This is a genomic window from Paraburkholderia strydomiana, assembly GCF_031456815.1.
Lineage (GTDB): Bacteria > Pseudomonadota > Gammaproteobacteria > Burkholderiales > Burkholderiaceae > Paraburkholderia > Paraburkholderia caledonica.
This window is the reverse complement of sequence record NZ_JAVDVL010000009.1, coordinates 73,738-88,986: the sequence shown is the minus strand read 5'-3', so window position 1 is coordinate 88,986 and position 15,249 is coordinate 73,738. Positions and strand designations below refer to the sequence as shown.

At 63.3% G+C, this 15,249-nt stretch carries 16 protein-coding genes; 12 read left to right on the top strand and 4 right to left on the bottom strand.

Annotated features, from left to right (window positions below):
- Positions 1-329 precede the first annotated feature (329 nt).
- Genes bioA through bioB form a run of 4 tightly spaced genes read left to right on the top strand, consistent with a single transcriptional unit; the run spans position 330 to position 4,763 of the window.
- The gene (gene bioA / locus J2W46_RS23025) at positions 330-1,691 is read left to right on the top strand and encodes an adenosylmethionine--8-amino-7-oxononanoate transaminase (RefSeq protein WP_088173231.1); all 1,362 of its coding nucleotides are present in this window, start codon (positions 330-332) and stop codon (positions 1,689-1,691) included.
- On the top strand, positions 1,691-2,875 hold the full coding sequence (bioF, locus tag J2W46_RS23020) for an 8-amino-7-oxononanoate synthase (RefSeq protein WP_310356499.1): 1,185 nt from the start codon (positions 1,691-1,693) through the stop codon (positions 2,873-2,875). The genes bioA and bioF overlap by 1 nt, the downstream gene beginning before the upstream one ends.
- Positions 2,872-3,600, top strand: a complete 729-nt coding sequence (bioD, locus tag J2W46_RS23015) for a dethiobiotin synthase (RefSeq protein WP_310356497.1) — start codon at positions 2,872-2,874, stop codon at positions 3,598-3,600. Before bioF ends, bioD begins: the two co-directional genes overlap by 4 nt.
- Before the next feature lie 35 nt (positions 3,601-3,635).
- Positions 3,636-4,763 carry a biotin synthase BioB gene (gene bioB, locus J2W46_RS23010; RefSeq protein WP_310356495.1) on the top strand — a complete coding sequence of 376 codons (1,128 nt, stop codon included), beginning with the start codon at positions 3,636-3,638 and terminating at the stop codon, positions 4,761-4,763.
- A gap of 86 nt (positions 4,764-4,849) precedes the next feature.
- On the opposite strand, the gene J2W46_RS23005 is transcribed toward bioB, so the two are convergent.
- Together J2W46_RS23005 and J2W46_RS23000 are read right to left on the bottom strand one after the other, a co-directional pair.
- Positions 4,850-5,875: a sulfate ABC transporter substrate-binding protein gene (locus J2W46_RS23005; RefSeq protein ID WP_310356493.1), complete on the bottom strand. Its 1,026-nt coding sequence runs from the start codon at positions 5,873-5,875 to the stop codon at positions 4,850-4,852.
- Between the two features lie 190 nt (positions 5,876-6,065).
- Entirely contained in the window at positions 6,066-6,668 is a 603-nt protein-coding gene (locus tag J2W46_RS23000) for an RBBP9/YdeN family alpha/beta hydrolase (protein WP_088173236.1), read from the bottom strand.
- Positions 6,669-6,977: 309 nt separating this feature from the next.
- On the opposite strand from J2W46_RS23000, the gene J2W46_RS22995 reads away from it, so the two are divergent.
- The 6 genes from J2W46_RS22995 to J2W46_RS22970 all read left to right on the top strand — a co-directional run bounded on the left by J2W46_RS22995 (position 6,978) and on the right by J2W46_RS22970 (position 11,154).
- Positions 6,978-7,919 carry a 2-hydroxyacid dehydrogenase gene (locus J2W46_RS22995; RefSeq protein ID WP_310356491.1) on the top strand — a complete coding sequence of 314 codons (942 nt, stop codon included), beginning with the start codon at positions 6,978-6,980 and terminating at the stop codon, positions 7,917-7,919.
- Between the two features lie 76 nt (positions 7,920-7,995).
- Positions 7,996-8,922, top strand: coding sequence for a hydroxymethylglutaryl-CoA lyase (locus J2W46_RS22990; protein WP_310356489.1), 927 nt, complete (start codon positions 7,996-7,998; stop codon positions 8,920-8,922).
- 61 nt (positions 8,923-8,983) lie between these two features.
- Positions 8,984-9,505, top strand: coding sequence for a YbaK/EbsC family protein (locus J2W46_RS22985; protein WP_087751682.1), 522 nt, complete (start codon positions 8,984-8,986; stop codon positions 9,503-9,505).
- A gap of 4 nt (positions 9,506-9,509) precedes the next feature.
- Positions 9,510-9,737: a DUF1289 domain-containing protein gene (locus tag J2W46_RS22980; RefSeq protein ID WP_020067141.1), complete on the top strand. Its 228-nt coding sequence runs from the start codon at positions 9,510-9,512 to the stop codon at positions 9,735-9,737.
- Positions 9,734-10,219, top strand: coding sequence for a MaoC family dehydratase (locus tag J2W46_RS22975; RefSeq protein WP_087751683.1), 486 nt, complete (start codon positions 9,734-9,736; stop codon positions 10,217-10,219). Before J2W46_RS22980 ends, J2W46_RS22975 begins: the two co-directional genes overlap by 4 nt.
- Before the next feature lie 5 nt (positions 10,220-10,224).
- Positions 10,225-11,154 (top strand): MBL fold metallo-hydrolase, encoded by a 930-nt coding sequence (locus J2W46_RS22970; RefSeq protein ID WP_310356814.1) that lies wholly within the window; start codon positions 10,225-10,227, stop codon positions 11,152-11,154.
- Positions 11,155-11,528: 374 nt separating this feature from the next.
- Here the strand turns inward: J2W46_RS22970 and J2W46_RS22965 are convergent, their stop codons facing one another.
- Entirely contained in the window at positions 11,529-12,428 is a 900-nt protein-coding gene (locus J2W46_RS22965; RefSeq protein ID WP_310356485.1) for a DMT family transporter, read from the bottom strand.
- Between the two features lie 113 nt (positions 12,429-12,541).
- On the opposite strand from J2W46_RS22965, the gene J2W46_RS22960 reads away from it, so the two are divergent.
- Positions 12,542-13,012: an Lrp/AsnC family transcriptional regulator gene (locus tag J2W46_RS22960; RefSeq protein ID WP_020067145.1), complete on the top strand. Its 471-nt coding sequence runs from the start codon at positions 12,542-12,544 to the stop codon at positions 13,010-13,012.
- A gap of 10 nt (positions 13,013-13,022) precedes the next feature.
- Here J2W46_RS22960 and J2W46_RS22955 read toward each other — a convergent pair whose 3' ends face one another.
- Complete coding sequence (locus J2W46_RS22955) at positions 13,023-13,913, bottom strand: alpha/beta fold hydrolase (RefSeq protein ID WP_310356482.1); 891 nt, start codon at positions 13,911-13,913, stop codon at positions 13,023-13,025.
- Between the two features lie 288 nt (positions 13,914-14,201).
- Here J2W46_RS22955 and J2W46_RS22950 point away from each other — a divergent pair, with 288 nt between their 5' ends.
- Positions 14,202-15,161, top strand: a complete 960-nt coding sequence (locus tag J2W46_RS22950) for an NAD(P)H-dependent flavin oxidoreductase (protein ID WP_020067147.1) — start codon at positions 14,202-14,204, stop codon at positions 15,159-15,161.
- The last annotated feature ends 88 nt before the right edge of the window (positions 15,162-15,249 follow it).

Below are 15,249 nucleotides of genomic sequence, written 5' to 3'. Positions count from 1 at the left end.
CGTGACCCGATAGTCACATCTCTCCGCTCGTCCCCCTTCCCCCGAATCTCGCCCACTACCCCCAATTACTTTGCCGTCGTCAACTCCGGCGATTTGCGAGCTTCAGATTCAAACGCAAATCACCTGTCGCGAACACCACTGAACCCCGCAGCGGCCAGCGAAAAGCACGGTCAAAGGCCTAGTGCAAAGGCCGAGATAAACCGCTAATCTCGACCCCGCACGCTCGCCCGAGGGCTGCGCGCAGCGTCGCCAACGCGCACGCGCCGCGCCCGGAAAAACCATAAAAACCAATCACGGCAGCAGCAAGAAAAGCTTCTCTGGAGTACCTCTTGGAAAATTCAGCAACACCGTCAATATCGACCGAAGACTGGGTGGCCCGCAGCCTGCGCGCGGTCTGGCACCCCTGCACGCAGATGAAGCACCACGAGCGCCTTCCGCTTGTGCCGGTCTCGCGCGGTCAAGGCGCGTGGCTGTACGACCGCGCCGGCCATCGTTATCTGGATGCGATCAGTTCGTGGTGGGTCAATCTCTTCGGCCACGCAAACCCGCGCATCAACGCGGCGCTCAAGGACCAGCTCGATACGCTCGAGCACGCCATGCTCGCCGGTTGCACGCACGAACCCGCGATCGAACTCGCGGAGCGCCTCGGTGCGCTCACACACGGCACGCTGGGTCACGCGTTCTTCGCGTCGGACGGCGCATCGGCAGTCGAAATTGCGCTCAAGATGAGCTTCCACTCGTGGCGAAATCGCGGTTTCGCCGACAAGCAGGAATTCGTCTGCATCGCGAACAGCTACCACGGCGAGACCATCGGCGCGCTCGGCGTGACCGACGTCGCGCTGTTCAAAGACGCCTATGACCCGCTGATCCGCAACGCGCACGTCGTCGCGTCACCCGACGCGCGTCTTGCGAAGCCAGGTGAAACGGCTGGGGACGTCGCACGTCGCGCGCTCGACCACGTACGCGCGCTCTTCGAAGCCCGCGCCACGAAGATCGCAGCGCTGATCGTCGAGCCGCTCGTGCAGTGCGCAGCCGGCATGGCCATGCACGACGCTTCGTATATCGCCGGCCTACGCGCGCTGTGCGATCAATATGGCGTGCATCTAATAGCTGATGAAATCGCCGTTGGCTGCGGACGCACGGGCACCTTCTTCGCGTGCGAACAGGCTGGCATCTGGCCGGACTTTCTGTGCCTCTCCAAAGGGATAAGCGGTGGCTATCTGCCGCTTTCCATCGTGCTCTCGCGCGACGAAATCTTCGAAGCCTTCTATCACGACGACACCGCTCGCGGCTTCTTGCACTCGCATTCGTACACCGGCAATCCGCTCGCGTGCCGCGCAGCGCTCGCCACGCTCGATCTATTCGCGACCGACAACGTGCTCGCAGCCAACGCGCAAAAGTCGGCAAAGCTGATGGCCGCGCTCGCTCCGCTCGCAGAGCATGAACAGGTGCGAAACCTGCGGCAATGCGGCACCATCGTCGCCTTCGATGCGGCAATCGAAAACCCTCAGCATGCCAAAACATTTTCGCGCCGCTTCTTCGAAAACGCGTTGCAACGTGAACTGCTGCTGCGCCCCATTTCGACCACGGTTTATCTGATGCCTCCATACATTCTCGACGACAACGAACTCGCGCTGCTCGCCTCGCGCACTCGCGAAACGTTCGAAGCAACGCTCGCGCAGGTCTGCTAATGCATCTTCTCGACAGACTCTCAGAGGGGCTGAAGGAAATCGACGAACGCGGCCTGCGCCGTCGACGCCGCACGGCCGACACGCCCTGCGCCGCGCACATGACGGTCGACGGCCGCGAGATTATCGGCTTTGCGAGCAATGACTATCTCGGGCTCGCCGCGCATCCGCAACTGATCGCCGCCATTGCCGAAGGCGCGCAACGCTACGGCGCGGGCAGCGGCGGTTCGCATCTGCTCGGCGGCCACTCGCGCGCGCATGCGCAGCTCGAAGACGACCTTGCTGAATTCGTCGGGGGATTCGTGGATACGCCGCGTGCGCTCTACTTCAGCACCGGCTACATGGCGAATCTGGCGACGCTCACCGCGCTCGCGGGCCGCGGCACGACGCTCTTCTCCGACGCACTGAATCACGCGTCGCTGATCGACGGCGCCCGACTGTCGCGAGCAGATGTGCAGATCTATCCGCACTGCGATATGGAAGCGCTGAGCGCGATGCTCGACGCGTCGGACGCGGATGTGAAAGCAATCGTCTCCGACACGGTGTTCAGCATGGACGGCGACATTGCACCGCTGCCGCGCCTGCTCGAACTCGCGGAACAGCATGGCGCATGGCTGATCGTCGACGACGCGCATGGTTTCGGCTTGCTCGGTCCGCAAGGCCGCGGCGCCGTCGCAGACGCCGCGTTGCGCTCGCCGAATCTGATTTCCATCGGCACGCTCGGCAAGGCGGCGGGCGTGTCGGGCGCGTTCGTCGCCGCGCACGAGACGGTGATCGAATGGCTCGTACAGCGCGCGCGTCCTTATATTTTCACCACGGCATCCGTGCCCGCAGCGGCGCATGCGGTTTCGGCGAGTCTGCGCATTATCGGCGGCAACGAAGGCGATGAACGCCGCGCGCATTTGCGGCAATTGATCGAACGCACGCGCGCGATGCTCAAAAGCACGCCGTGGATTCCGGTCGATTCGCACACTGCCGTGCAGCCGCTCGTGATCGGCGCGAACGAGGCGACGCTGGATATTGCGGCCTCGCTCGACCGCGCCGGTTTGTGGGTTCCCGCAATCCGTCCGCCGACCGTGCCCACCGGCACATCGCGCTTGCGCATATCGTTGTCGGCCGCGCATTCGCATGCGGATCTCGACCGGCTGGAAGCCGGCTTGCAACAGGCAGGAGCGCAAGCCATATGACCGCCACGAACTCTGCCCTGTCGCTATTCGTCACCGGCACCGATACTGAAATCGGCAAGACGTTCGTCTCTTGCGCACTGTTGCGCGGTTTCGCGCGCGAAGGTCTGCAAGCCGCCGCGATGAAGCCGATCGCTGCGGGCGCGTTCGAACTGAACGGCGAACTGCATAACGAAGACGCGGATCAGCTCGACGCCGCTTCGACCGTGCTGCTGCCGCCCGAGATGCGCACGCCGTATCTGCTGAAGGAACCCGCTGCGCCACATATCGCGGCTGCGCTGGAGAACGTCGCCCTCGATATCGACCATATCGTCGCTTGCCATGCGCAGGCGTTGACGCGCGCCGACGTGGTGGTAGTGGAAGGTGTCGGCGGTTTCCGCGTACCGTTGACCGCCACACATGACACTGCCGATCTCGCCGTCGCGCTGAAGCTGCCTGTCGTGCTGGTGGTCGGCATGCGACTCGGCTGCATCAGCCACGCGTTGCTCACCGCTGAGGCCATCGCCGCGCGCGGGCTCACGCTTGCTGGCTGGGTAGCCAATCGCGTCGACCCGGACATGACTTTCCCCGACGAAAACATCGCGTCGATCCGCGAACATCTCGCGCGTGAACACGGCGCGCCGTTGCTCGGCATTGTGCCGCATCTGCGTCCAACGGCGCCGGAACTCGCGGCTGATCAACTCGACATCAACCGGCTATTGCAGACGCTGCGTGACGCGCAGCGCTGAATCAACCAACACATCCATTCATGAGGATTGAACCCATGACGCAACTGAACATCGCCCCCGCGCGTGCTGAAACGGCCGCGAATAACGCCAATGCCAATGCCAATGCAAACGCCAACGCCAATGCCAATGTCGATGCAGCGGGCAAGCAGCTCGCGCGCTGGCGCGTTGCCGATATCGTCGCGTTGTATGAACTGCCGTTCAACGACCTGATGTTTCGCGCGCAGCAAACGCATCGCGAGCATTTCGATGCGAACACGGTGCAACTGTCGACACTGCTTTCCATCAAGACCGGCGGCTGCGAAGAAGATTGCGCGTACTGCCCGCAGTCCGTGCATCACGATACGGGCCTGCAAGCGGACAAGCTGATGCCGGTCGACGAAGTGCTCGCCGCCGCGAAGGCCGCCAAGGAAAACGGTGCGACGCGCTTCTGCATGGGCGCCGCGTGGCGCAATCCGAAAGACCGGCACCTCGAGCCGATCAAGGACATGATTCGCGGCGTGAAGGCGATGGGTCTGGAAACCTGCGTGACGCTCGGCATGCTCGAAGCGCATCAGGCGCAGCAACTGCGCGAAGCAGGCCTCGACTACTACAACCACAACCTGGACACGTCGCCGGAGTTCTACGGCCAGATCATTTCGACGCGCACTTATCAGGACCGTCTCGACACGCTCGAACGCGTGCGCGACGCCGGCATCAACGTGTGCTGCGGCGGCATCGTCGGACTGGGCGAGTCGCGCCGCGAACGTGCTGGCCTCATTGCACAACTGGCGAACATGGAACCGTATCCGGAATCGGTGCCCATCAACAATCTGGTGCAAGTGGAAGGCACGCCGCTGACAGGCACTGAATCGATCGATCCGTTCGAATTCGTTCGGACGATTGCGATTGCGCGCATCACCATGCCGCGCGCGATGGTGCGCCTCTCGGCCGGTCGCGAGCAGATGGACGAAGCGTTGCAGGCAATGTGCTTCCTCGCAGGCGCGAATTCGATTTTCTACGGCGATCAGCTGCTCACCACGAGCAATCCGCAAGCGGAAGCGGACCGCAAGCTACTCGAACGCCTCGGCATTCGCGCCGAAGCCGCGCAGCACATGCCGCTCGACAAAAGCGGCTGCGAGCATGGTTGCGAACATGAGCAACCGGCACAGGCCGCGACGAACTAAGTACACTGACCGCGCGCTATAAATGCTGCGCAATGAAAAAGGCCGCTTCAATATGAAGCGGCCTTTTTTATCTTCAGTCCGAATAGTTACCTCTTGTCGACGATGATCTGATCGAACGTTCCGCCGTCCGAGAAATGCGTTTGCTGCGCTTTCTGCCAGCTGCCGAACATTTCTTCGACGGTGAACGTCTTGATCGGCTTGAATTCGGCGGCGTGCTTCGCGAGCACGTTCTTGTCACGCGGACGCAGATGATGTTGCGCGATGATCTCCTGCGCGGCCGGCGACCACAGATAGTCCAGGTAAGCCTGCGCCTCCTTGCGCGTGCCGCGCTTGTCGACCACCTTGTCGACGATCGACACCGGCGGCGCCGCAAGCAGGCTCACCGACGGATAGACCGCTTCGAAATTGCCCGCGCCCACGCCGGTATTCATCAGCGCGACTTCGTTTTCGAATGTCACCAGCACATCGCCGATGCCGCGCTGCGTGAACGTCGTCGTTGCGCCGCGGCCGCCCGTGTCGAGCACCGGCACGTTCTTGAAGATCGCTTTTTCGAAGTCGAGCGCCTGTGCGTCGCTGCCGCCATGCTGCTTGCGATATCCCCATGCGGCCAGATACGTATAACGCCCGTTGCCCGAAGTTTTCGGATTCGCGATCACCACTTGCACGCCGGGCTTCGCCAGATCATCCCAGTCCTTGATGTGCTTCGGATTGCCCTTGCGCACGAGGAACACCATCGTGGTCGTGTACGGTGCGCTGTCGTCCGGCAGACGCGTACGCCAGTTGGCGGGGACCAGTTGGCCCTTTTCCGCGAGCAGGTCGATGTCGTTCGGCTGGTTCATCGTCACGACGTCCGCCTGCAAACCTTGCAATACCGACAACGCCTGCGCGCTCGACGCGCCATGCGACTGGCGAATCGATACGCTCTCGCCGCTCTTCTGTTTGTACGCGGCGATGAAGCCGGCATTGATGTCCTTGTACAACTCGCGCGTCACGTCGTACGACACGTTCATCAACGACGTCTCCGCGTGCGCTGCCGACACGCTACCGAGCGCAAGCGCGGCTGCCGTAAAACCGGCCGCCAGCCAGCGCGTTGTCCCCGTCCTGTATGCCATGTTGTCCCCGCTATCGATGATAAAACCTGTGGCCGCGCAATTGCGCAGCGTGAAGCGGGATTCTAGCGGATCGCCTGTGCGCGCCGAGGCCGAAGTCGGGGCGCGCGATGGTCGTCGCATGCCGGGCATCGAGCGGCGCACGATGAGAAGCCGAACAGGTCTGCCGAACAAACGGGCCAGAACCAGCGCGTCAAACCAGCGCCTGCTGCCCAACCTCGAACGCTTCGTCGCGAAAGCGCAGCGGCGCCGCGCAATGCACCAATGTGTCGACGAAATACTTCGCCCTCGGCCACGGACCGAACCCGGCTGCGGTGTTGATGTGCCCTGCGTCGCCGAGATTGACGAACGCACTGCCGAAGCGCTGCGCGAGTTCGCGAGCGCCGGCGAGCGGCATCCACGGATCGGTTTCACTGCCGATCAGAATGGACGGAACGCCGACACGCCTAGCCTCGAACGGTCCCGCGAAAGCGAATTTCTGCGGGCTTGCGGGCGCAACGAACAGCACGCCCACTACCTCGTTGGCATACGACGCCTGCTGCAACGCGTGCGCAGCCGCGAGGCAGCCGAAGCTATGCGCGGCGAGCACGAACGGCCCCCGTTCACGCGCGAGCAGTTCGCGCAGCGAGTTCGCCCAACCTGCGACGTCCGGTGCATCCCAGTCGGCCTGCTCGACGCGCAACGACCGCGCGAACTGACGCTCAAGCCAGGTTTGCCAATGTGCGCCCTCGCTGCCGTGCAATCCGGGAACGGTCACGAGCCGCGGCGGCCACGGCGCTGTGGTGCATGAAAGCATGTCTGTCCCTCGCTACGGGAAACCGGGAGGTCATTGTCCCGCCGCGCGACGCGTGGACGAACCAAGTTTTTGTGCTTTGTTTATGGAGTGGATCGCAGCAACGGGCGGCGCATTGGCCCGCAACGCGCACGGTCGTGCGCAACCGCGCGGGATTGCCGGCGAAAAAGTAGAATGAAGCCTATCCATAAAAGGAGGAGCCCTCATGTTGCCAGCGTCGTGCGCCGCGCCGCAGCCGCCGGAAGCTTCGCAGCCACGCTACCGCGCCTCTCGCGCGAAGCGGCGCGATCGCGCACTCAAAGGCGAGGCCGCATGAAAATCCTCTTTTACATGCCGAACGCCGAAGCCGCCGCCTGGCTGCACGACTTCGCCCGTGCGCTGCCGGAGGCCGATCTGCGCGAATGGCAGCCCGGCGACACCGCGCCCGCCGATTTTGCCGTCGTATGGCGCCCGCCTCGCGACATGCTGGCCGGCCGCACCGATCTGCGGGCGATCTTCAATCTGGGTGCGGGCGTCGACGCGATCCTCGCGCTCGAACGCGAGCAGCCCGGCACGTTGCCCGCTAACGCGCAGTTGATCCGTCTCGAGGACAGCGGCATGGCGCCGCAAATGGCCGAATACGTAACGCACGCGGTGCTGCGCTATCTGCGGCGTTTCGACGAATATCAGACGCTGCAACGCGAGGGTCGCTGGCAAGTACTCGATCCGCATCCGCGCGAGACGTTCACGGTGGGTGTGCTCGGACTCGGCGTGCTCGGCGCACATGTCGCACAAGCTGTCGCCGCGTTCGGCATGCCGGTGCGCGGTTATAGCCGTAGCGCGCGGCAGGTCGAAGGCATCACGACGTTTGCTGGCGCGGCGCAATTCGACGCGTTTCTCGACGGCGTGAAGGTGCTCGTGAATCTGCTGCCGCATACGCCGGATACCGCCGACGTGCTCGGCGCGCGCACGTTTTCGCGGCTTGAACGTGGCGCGTATCTGATCAACGTTGCACGCGGTGCGCATCTCGTGGAAGCAGATCTGCTCGACGCGCTGGCAAGCGGTCAATTGGCCGCGGCCACGCTCGACGTGTTCCGCGAGGAACCGTTGCCCGCCGATCACCCGTTCTGGCAGGAGCCGCGCATCACCATTACGCCGCACATCTCCGCGCTAACGTTGCGCGAAGAAAGCGTCGCGCAGATCGCGGAAAAAATGCTGGCGCTGGAGCGTGGGGAAGCGGTCGGGGGCGTGGTGGACATCGAACGCGGATATTGAAATCGTCGAATTGCATGAGCAGGAGCAGGTGCCAAACCGCCAACTCCAATCGACTACTGTGTATGAGGAGACAATCATGGCCGTACCGAAGCAAGTGAAGATCGTCGAAGTGGGCCCGCGCGACGGCCTCCAGAACGAGAAGGAGTTCGTCCCGACCGCCACGAAGATCGAACTGATCAACCGGCTCTCCGCAGCGGGTTTTCGCAACGTCGAAGCGGCGTCGTTCGTGTCGCCCAAATGGGTGCCGCAGATGGCCGACGGCGCGGAAGTCATGTCCGGCATCGAGCGCCGCCCCGGCACCATCTATTCGGTGCTCACGCCTAACCTGCGCGGCTTCGAAGGCGCGCTTGCCTCACGCGCGGACGAGATCGTGATCTTCGGCGCCGCGAGCGAAGCGTTCTCGCAGAAGAACATCAACTGCAGCATCGCGGAAAGTATCGAACGATTCGCGCCGGTCGCGCAGGCAGCCAAGGAGCACGGCCTCCGCATTCGCGGCAGCGTGTCGTGTGCGCTCGGTTGTCCGTATCAAGGCGAGGTGCCGGTCGCGTCGGTGGTCGACGTGGTGCAGCGCTTTGCAGCGCTCGGCTGCGACGAAATCGACATCGCCGATACGATCGGCGTGGGCACGCCGAAGCGCACGCGCGAAGTCTTCGAAGCGGTGACGCAAGTGTTTCCGCGCGAGCGTCTGTCCGGGCACTTTCACGACACGTATGGCCAGGCGCTGGCCAACATCTACGCGGCGCTGCAGGAAGGCATCGAAATCTATCACGCGTCGGTAGCGGGGCTCGGCGGCTGTCCGTATGCGAAGGGCGCAACCGGCAACGTCGCGACCGAAGACGTGCTGTATCTGATGAACGGCCTCGGTATCGAGACCGGCATCGACCTTCCTCAAGTCGTGGCAATCGGCGATTTTATTTCCACGTCGATCGGTCGGCCGAACGTTTCGCGCGCGGGCAAGGCGCTGCTCGCGAAGGCGCGCAGTGAAGCGGCCAACTGCGTTTGAGCCTACGTCGAAGATCTCGCTCAAGACATTGCCGGACACCAGACTATCAGGACCTGACACGATGACGGACCACGCTTCTCTCGACCCGGACGATCTCACCGCATTACCGGACTCCGCACGCCGCGTTGCACTGCTGCTGCGCGAGCGCGGACACAGTGGCCGGATCGTCATGCTGCCGGAGACCGGCAAGACTTCAGCCGAAGCCGCCGCCGGCCTTGGCTGTTCAGTCGCGCAGATCGCAAAGTCGATCCTGTTTCGCCGTCGCGAAGACGATGCGCCGGTGCTGGTGGTGGCAAGCGGCGCGAATCGCGTGGATGAAAAGAAGGTGGCGGCGCAGGTCGGCGACATCGGCCGCGCCGACGCGAAGTTCGTCCGCGAAAAGACCGGCTATGCGATTGGCGGCGTGTGTCCGGTCGGTCATGCGGTCGAGCCGGTCACGCTGATCGATGAAGACCTGCTCGCGCTGGACAGCCTGTGGGCGGCCGCCGGACACCCGCATGCGGTGTTCAATCTTAGCGCCCAGGAACTGGTTGCATTGACGGGCGCGCCGGTGGTCGACGTGGCGTTGCGCGAAACGGCCTGACGCGATGACAGCGGTAATCAACAAAGCAACAGATGCTGGCGGCGTGCCGTCGCCATGTATCAACGTGTGCCGGATGAATGCGTCGACTGGATGGTGCGAAGGTTGCCTGCGTACCATCGACGAAATCGCCGGCTGGTCGATCTACGACGATCACGAGAAGCGCGCCGTATGGAACGAACTGGAGGCCCGGCGCGCCCGGTTGATCGCAGGCCAGGCAAAGGTGCAGCCATGAACGCGCCGCCGCGCATTGTCACCATCGGCGAGACGTTCAGCTCGACGCTCACGTTGTCGGTGGATTCGGTGAAGTCGTTCGCAACGCTCGTCAACGACATGAACCCGCTGCATCACGACGAAGCCTATGCGGCGCAAAGCCGCTTCGGCGGTCTCATCGCGTCGGGCACGCAGCCCACCGCGCACTTCATGGCGCTGCTCGCGACGCATTTTTCGACCCACGCGCAGCCGCTCGGACTCGACTTCGATATCAAGCTGAAGAAGGCCGCGCACGCGGGCGACACGCTCACCATGACCTGGCGCGTGCGCGACGCTTACTGGAAGCCGAGCCTGAACGGAGATCTGACGCACCTCGAGGGCTCGGTCAAGAACCAGCGCGGTGAGGTTGCAGTGGTCGGCACGTCGACCATTCTCGTGATGCCGAAAGCCGAGGCATCCGTGAGCGCAGGCGTAGCAGCCGACTCGGGCACGGGCACGCTATGAACGGATTGCCCGCATTGCCTGCATCGATCCGCGTCTTCGAGCGCGGCTGGCTTTCGTCGAACAACGTGCTGCTCGTCGACGACGACTGCGCTGCCATCGTGGACACCGGTTACGCGACGCATGCGCAGCAAACATTGGCCCTCGTCCAGCAGGCGCTCGGCGAGCGGCCGCTCGATCTGATCGTCAACACACATCTGCATTCCGACCATTGCGGCGGCAATGCGCTGCTGCAGTCTTCGTGGCCGTGCCGCACGCTCATCCCCGCTTCCGAAACCGGCGCCGTGAGCGAATGGGACGAGACGCGTCTGAGCTTCCGTGCGACCGCGCAGACCTGCGAGCGCTTCGGCTTCACAGGCACCATCGCACCGGGCGCAACGCTGCGCCTGGGCGCACTCGACTGGCAGGTGCTCGGCGCGCCCGGCCACGATCCTCATTCGCTGATGCTGTACTGCGCTGACGAACGCGTCCTGATCAGCGCCGACGCGCTGTGGGAAAACGGCTTCGGCGTCATCTTTCCGGAACTCGAAGGCGAAAGCGGCTTCGCGGAGGAGCAGGCGGTGCTCGAAGCCATTGCAGCGCTCGACGTGCGCCTTGTGATTCCCGGCCATGGGGCACCGTTCACGAACGTGGGACAGGCGCTGGACCGGGCTTTCTCCCGCGTGGCGTGGTTGCGCGCCGACCCGGCACGCAATGCGAAGAATGCGCTCAAGGTGCTGATCGTCTTCAAGCTGCTCGACGTCCGCGCGATGAGCTTTGCGACGCTGCTGCAAATGCTCGACGACGCAGCGGTCATGCGTGCGGCCGCCTCAATGCTGAAGCCGCGTGGTGAATGGCCCGCACTCGTCAAAACGCTTGTCGATGAACTGGCTGCCGGAAACGGACCGCTGATGGTGGATGGCGAGCAGATCGTCGCGCGCGCGGCGCAACGGGCGTAAGTGCCTACGTTGCTTGAAGTGATCGAAGTCCGGCCACTGGTAGCCGGAGCATGCGCGTTGGCAAGCGCGCCAGCTTTGGCGCGTCAAAAACCGCCGCCACAAAAAGAAAGCCGCTCGACCTATAAAGGCGAGCGGCGGAAATTCTGTCGGACGTGATCAGCGTCTGGTCGAATGATACGCGCGCGCGATTTTTGACCGCATCAGTGATTTCCCTACAGACGCTTGACGCCGGCCGTTGACCCGCATGCGGTCTGAAAGCAACGGCAGCCGCGCCGAGCCTGGCGAGATTGGTCCGCTGATATGACCAAACGTCGGCGCATATGGTTTGCAATCCATAGCATTGCGGCTTGCCGCGTTGGCCGGACGCGCGGCGCTCAGACGGACGGCACGCGCCTTTGCGGCACGATGCGCCAGCCAAGATTGACGCCCGCAGCCGCAACGAGGATCAGCACCGCGCCCAGAACCTGAATCCATGCTAATGCCTGACCAAACGCAACGCGATCGGCGATGATCGCCACCACCGGATAAATGAATGACAGCGCACCGGTCATGGAGGTTGGCAGCTTCTGGATGGCACCGTACAGCAACACATACATGAGGCCGGTGTTCACGACGCCCAGCACGATCAGTTCGACCCATTGCGCGCCAGTGGCGGGTAGCGCGTCGAAACGCACGAACGGCGCCAGCATGACCACGCCGAGCAAGACCTGGATCAGCGCGATCAGATGCGGCGGCGTGCCCTTCAGGCGCTTCGTGATAATCGAGGAAACCGCATACATTGCCGCCGCGCCCACCGCATAGGCGATACCCACCAGATATTGCCCCGGCACCGCCAGTACGGCCGGTTCGACCTTGACGACAAACACGAGCCCGATAAATGCGATCAGCAGCCACACGACCGTGGACGCGCTGATGCGCTCGCGAAACACCAGCGCGCCGAGCGCCACCAGCATGAACGGCTGCGTGTTGTAGACGGCCGTCGCCATCGAGATCGACGCGCGCGAGTAAGCGGCGAACAGCAGCACCCAGTTCGCAACAATCGCCGCGCCGCCGAGCAGCGCGAGCCCGAGCATCTTCCACGAGAACAGCTTGCGCCTGAAGAAACCGAGCACGGCGCACACCAGCGCGAGCGTTGCGCCGCCGAAAATGCAGCGGAAAAACACGACGTTGAACGGACTCTGCTGCGACGACACCACCAGCCAGCCGATCGTGCCCGACATCAGCATTGCGATGCTCATCTCCGCCGCGCCGCGCCGGATTTCGTTTGAAGCCATGATCCGATCCTCGATTCAATTCTGCCTGACGAGCAGTGTAGATAATCCGCTGTCACGAATACATGGCTAAACTTAAGCCATATCGCGATCAAACCTAACAATCGAAGGCCGTCATGTCAAAACGCCTTGCACAGCCCGCGCCTGCAGCGCTCGACGAAACCGACCGCGCGCTCCTCGCCGCGCTCGCCGAAGACGCACGCCGACCAGTCAGCGAACTTGCTCGCCTCGTCGGACTATCGGCGCCGAGTACGGCCGAGCGCATCCGACGGCTGGAAGCGCAAGGCGTGATCGAACGCTTCACCGTCCAGCTCGATCCGCGCGCGTTGGGCTTCACGCTGCAAGCCATCGTGCGCGTGAAGCCTTTACCCGGCCAGTTGCATCTGGTGGAAGAAGTGATCCGGCGAATTCCGGAGTTTGTGGAATGCGACAAAGTGACGGGCGACGATTGCTTCATCTGCCGCCTCTATCTGCATTCGATCGAGCACCTCGACGAGATTCTGTCGAAGGTCGCCGAGCGGGCGGAGACCAGCAGCGCGATCGTCAAATCGACGCCCATCGCGCGGCGCCTGCCGCCGCTCGTTTAAGCGAGCAACGCTACTTTTCGAGCGCTTCGAAGAAGGACAGCATTTCGGCGACCAGTTCGTCAGGCGCCTCTTCGGGTATGTAGTGGCCGCAAGACAGCGAACGGCCGCTCACGTCGCGCGCCACGTGACGCCATTCGTCCAGCGCGTCGAAACACTTTTCAATCACGCCCTTGTCGCCCCACAACACGCGCAACGGACAGGCGATCTTCTGTCCGCGCTCGATATCCGCGCGGTCGTGCTCAAGGTCGATACTCGCCGACGCGCGGTAGTCCTCGCACATTGCATGCACCGCACCGGGTTGCGCGAGCGCCGAGCGGTAGGCGTCGAGCGAGGCCGGGTCGAACGGCGCGAGACCTGCGTGACGGCTTCCCATGACCGCATCGACGTAAGCAGCCGGGTTTGCGCCGATCAGCGTTTCGGGCAGCGGCTCCGGTTGAATCAGGAAGAACCAGTGGAAATAATGCGTGGCGAAGGTGCGGTCTGTCGCTTCATACATGGCCAGTGTCGGTGCGATGTCGAGCAGCATCAGACGGTCGACGGCGTCCGGATGATCGAGCGCCATGCGATGCGCGACGCGCGCGCCGCGGTCATGCGCGCAGACGAGAAAGCGCTCGAACCCGAAGTGCTGCATCACTGCGACCTGATCGGCGGCCATGGTGCGTTTCGAATACGGCGCATGCGTGGCGTCGCTCTGCGGTTTTGCCGAGGCGCCATAGCCGCGAAGATCGGTGGCAATGACCGTAAAGTGCTGAGCCAGCTGATCCGCGCAGCGCGCCCAGATCAGATGCGATTGCGGATGACCGTGCAGCAGTAGAAGCGGCGGCCCCGCTCCGCCCTTTACTCCGAAGATATCTGCATCGCCCGCGGCGACGCGAAAGGGCGTGAAATTCTCGAAGGCCATGGCCGGCGTCTCTCGTCGTTTGAAGTCAGTGCATTGTAAAAGCTCAATGTGTCCGGACCGGGTGGGACACCCCACGCAAAGCATAGAACCCGAACACTCATTCGAACCGTTCTAAACGAACCGGCGAACGAAAAGCACACGCTTGCCCTATAATCGAACGATCGTTCTTAAACGTTCAAGTGGCCTGTGCGCGGGCTGTCAGCTTCGCCACGGTGCAAGCCGCATGCCGCTACACTCATCAACAGCCGGGCGCTTTGCGCACCGGTAGTCAATCAGGAGACCCGCACTATGGCATTGCCCGCCGTTCTACAAAATCTGGCGTTGCCTGTCGTCGCCTCGCCGATGTTCATCGTCAGCTATCCGGAGCTCGTGCTGGCGCAGTGCAAGGCCGGCATCGTCGGTTCGTTCCCCGCGTTGAATGCGCGCCCTGCCGAACTACTCGACGAATGGCTCACGCAATTGCAGGCGCAACTCGCCGAACATAAGGCGGCAAATCCCGACTCGGTGATCGGACCGATTGCCGTCAACCAGATCGTCCATCAGTCGAATACGCGGCTCGAACACGACGTGCGGGTCTGCGTCGAGCACAAGGTGCCCATCTTCATTACGAGCTTGCGCGCGCCGGCGCGCGAGATTGTCGATGCAGTGCACAGCTACGGCGGAATCGTGCTGCATGACGTGATCAATCTGCGGCACGCGCAGAAGGCGCTGGAAGCGGGCGTGGACGGTCTGATTCTGGTTGCGTCGGGCGCGGGCGGGCATGCGGGAACTACTTCGCCGTTCGCGCTGGTCGGCGAAGTGCGGCGCATTTTCGACGGCCCGATCGTGCTGTCGGGATCGATTGCGAACGGCGGCTCGATTCTCGCCGCTCAAGCCATGGGCGCCGACCTTGCGTACATGGGAACGCGTTTCATCGCGACGAAAGAGGCGCATGCGGTGGACAGCTACAAGCAGGCTATCGTCAACTCCACCGCGTCGGACATCATCTACACGAACCTGTTCACCGGTGTGCACGGCAATTACATTCGCGAGAGCATCGTCAACGCCGGGCTCGATCCGGACGCGCTGCCCGAATCGGACAAAACCAAGATGAACTTCGCGAACGACAAGGCGAAGGCGTGGAAAGACATCTGGGGCGCGGGCCAGGGCGTCGGCCTGATGGACGACGTGCCGAGCGTGGGCGAACTGGTCGAGCGTCTGTCGAAGGAATACGACGACGCAAAGGCGCGACTCGGTATCCGGCGCTGACTCCGCCCAAGGGTTGCGGGCGGTTGCGGGGGTGGCTGCAGGCGCCCGCCGACGGTCGCGGCAGCCCGCCTGCAGTCCGCCGCTTCCG

Excerpts from the sequence above, each read along its gene's own strand:
- bioF (WP_310356499.1), top strand. The coding sequence starts at position 1,691 with ATGCATCTTCTCGACAGACTCTCAGAGGGGCTGAAGGAAATCGACGAA.
- bioD (WP_310356497.1), top strand. The coding sequence starts at position 2,872 with ATGACCGCCACGAACTCTGCCCTGTCGCTATTCGTCACCGGCACCGAT.
- bioB (WP_310356495.1), top strand. The coding sequence starts at position 3,636 with ATGACGCAACTGAACATCGCCCCCGCGCGTGCTGAAACGGCCGCGAAT.
- J2W46_RS23005 (WP_310356493.1), bottom strand. The coding sequence starts at position 5,875 with ATGGCATACAGGACGGGGACAACGCGCTGGCTGGCGGCCGGTTTTACG.
- J2W46_RS23000 (WP_088173236.1), bottom strand. The coding sequence starts at position 6,668 with ATGCTTTCATGCACCACAGCGCCGTGGCCGCCGCGGCTCGTGACCGTT.
- J2W46_RS22995 (WP_310356491.1), top strand. The coding sequence starts at position 6,978 with ATGAAAATCCTCTTTTACATGCCGAACGCCGAAGCCGCCGCCTGGCTG.
- J2W46_RS22990 (WP_310356489.1), top strand. The coding sequence starts at position 7,996 with ATGGCCGTACCGAAGCAAGTGAAGATCGTCGAAGTGGGCCCGCGCGAC.
- J2W46_RS22985 (WP_087751682.1), top strand. The coding sequence starts at position 8,984 with ATGACGGACCACGCTTCTCTCGACCCGGACGATCTCACCGCATTACCG.
- J2W46_RS22980 (WP_020067141.1), top strand. The coding sequence starts at position 9,510 with ATGACAGCGGTAATCAACAAAGCAACAGATGCTGGCGGCGTGCCGTCG.
- J2W46_RS22975 (WP_087751683.1), top strand. The coding sequence starts at position 9,734 with ATGAACGCGCCGCCGCGCATTGTCACCATCGGCGAGACGTTCAGCTCG.
- J2W46_RS22965 (WP_310356485.1), bottom strand. The coding sequence starts at position 12,428 with ATGGCTTCAAACGAAATCCGGCGCGGCGCGGCGGAGATGAGCATCGCA.
- J2W46_RS22960 (WP_020067145.1), top strand. The coding sequence starts at position 12,542 with ATGTCAAAACGCCTTGCACAGCCCGCGCCTGCAGCGCTCGACGAAACC.
- J2W46_RS22955 (WP_310356482.1), bottom strand. The coding sequence starts at position 13,913 with ATGGCCTTCGAGAATTTCACGCCCTTTCGCGTCGCCGCGGGCGATGCA.
- J2W46_RS22950 (WP_020067147.1), top strand. The coding sequence starts at position 14,202 with ATGGCATTGCCCGCCGTTCTACAAAATCTGGCGTTGCCTGTCGTCGCC.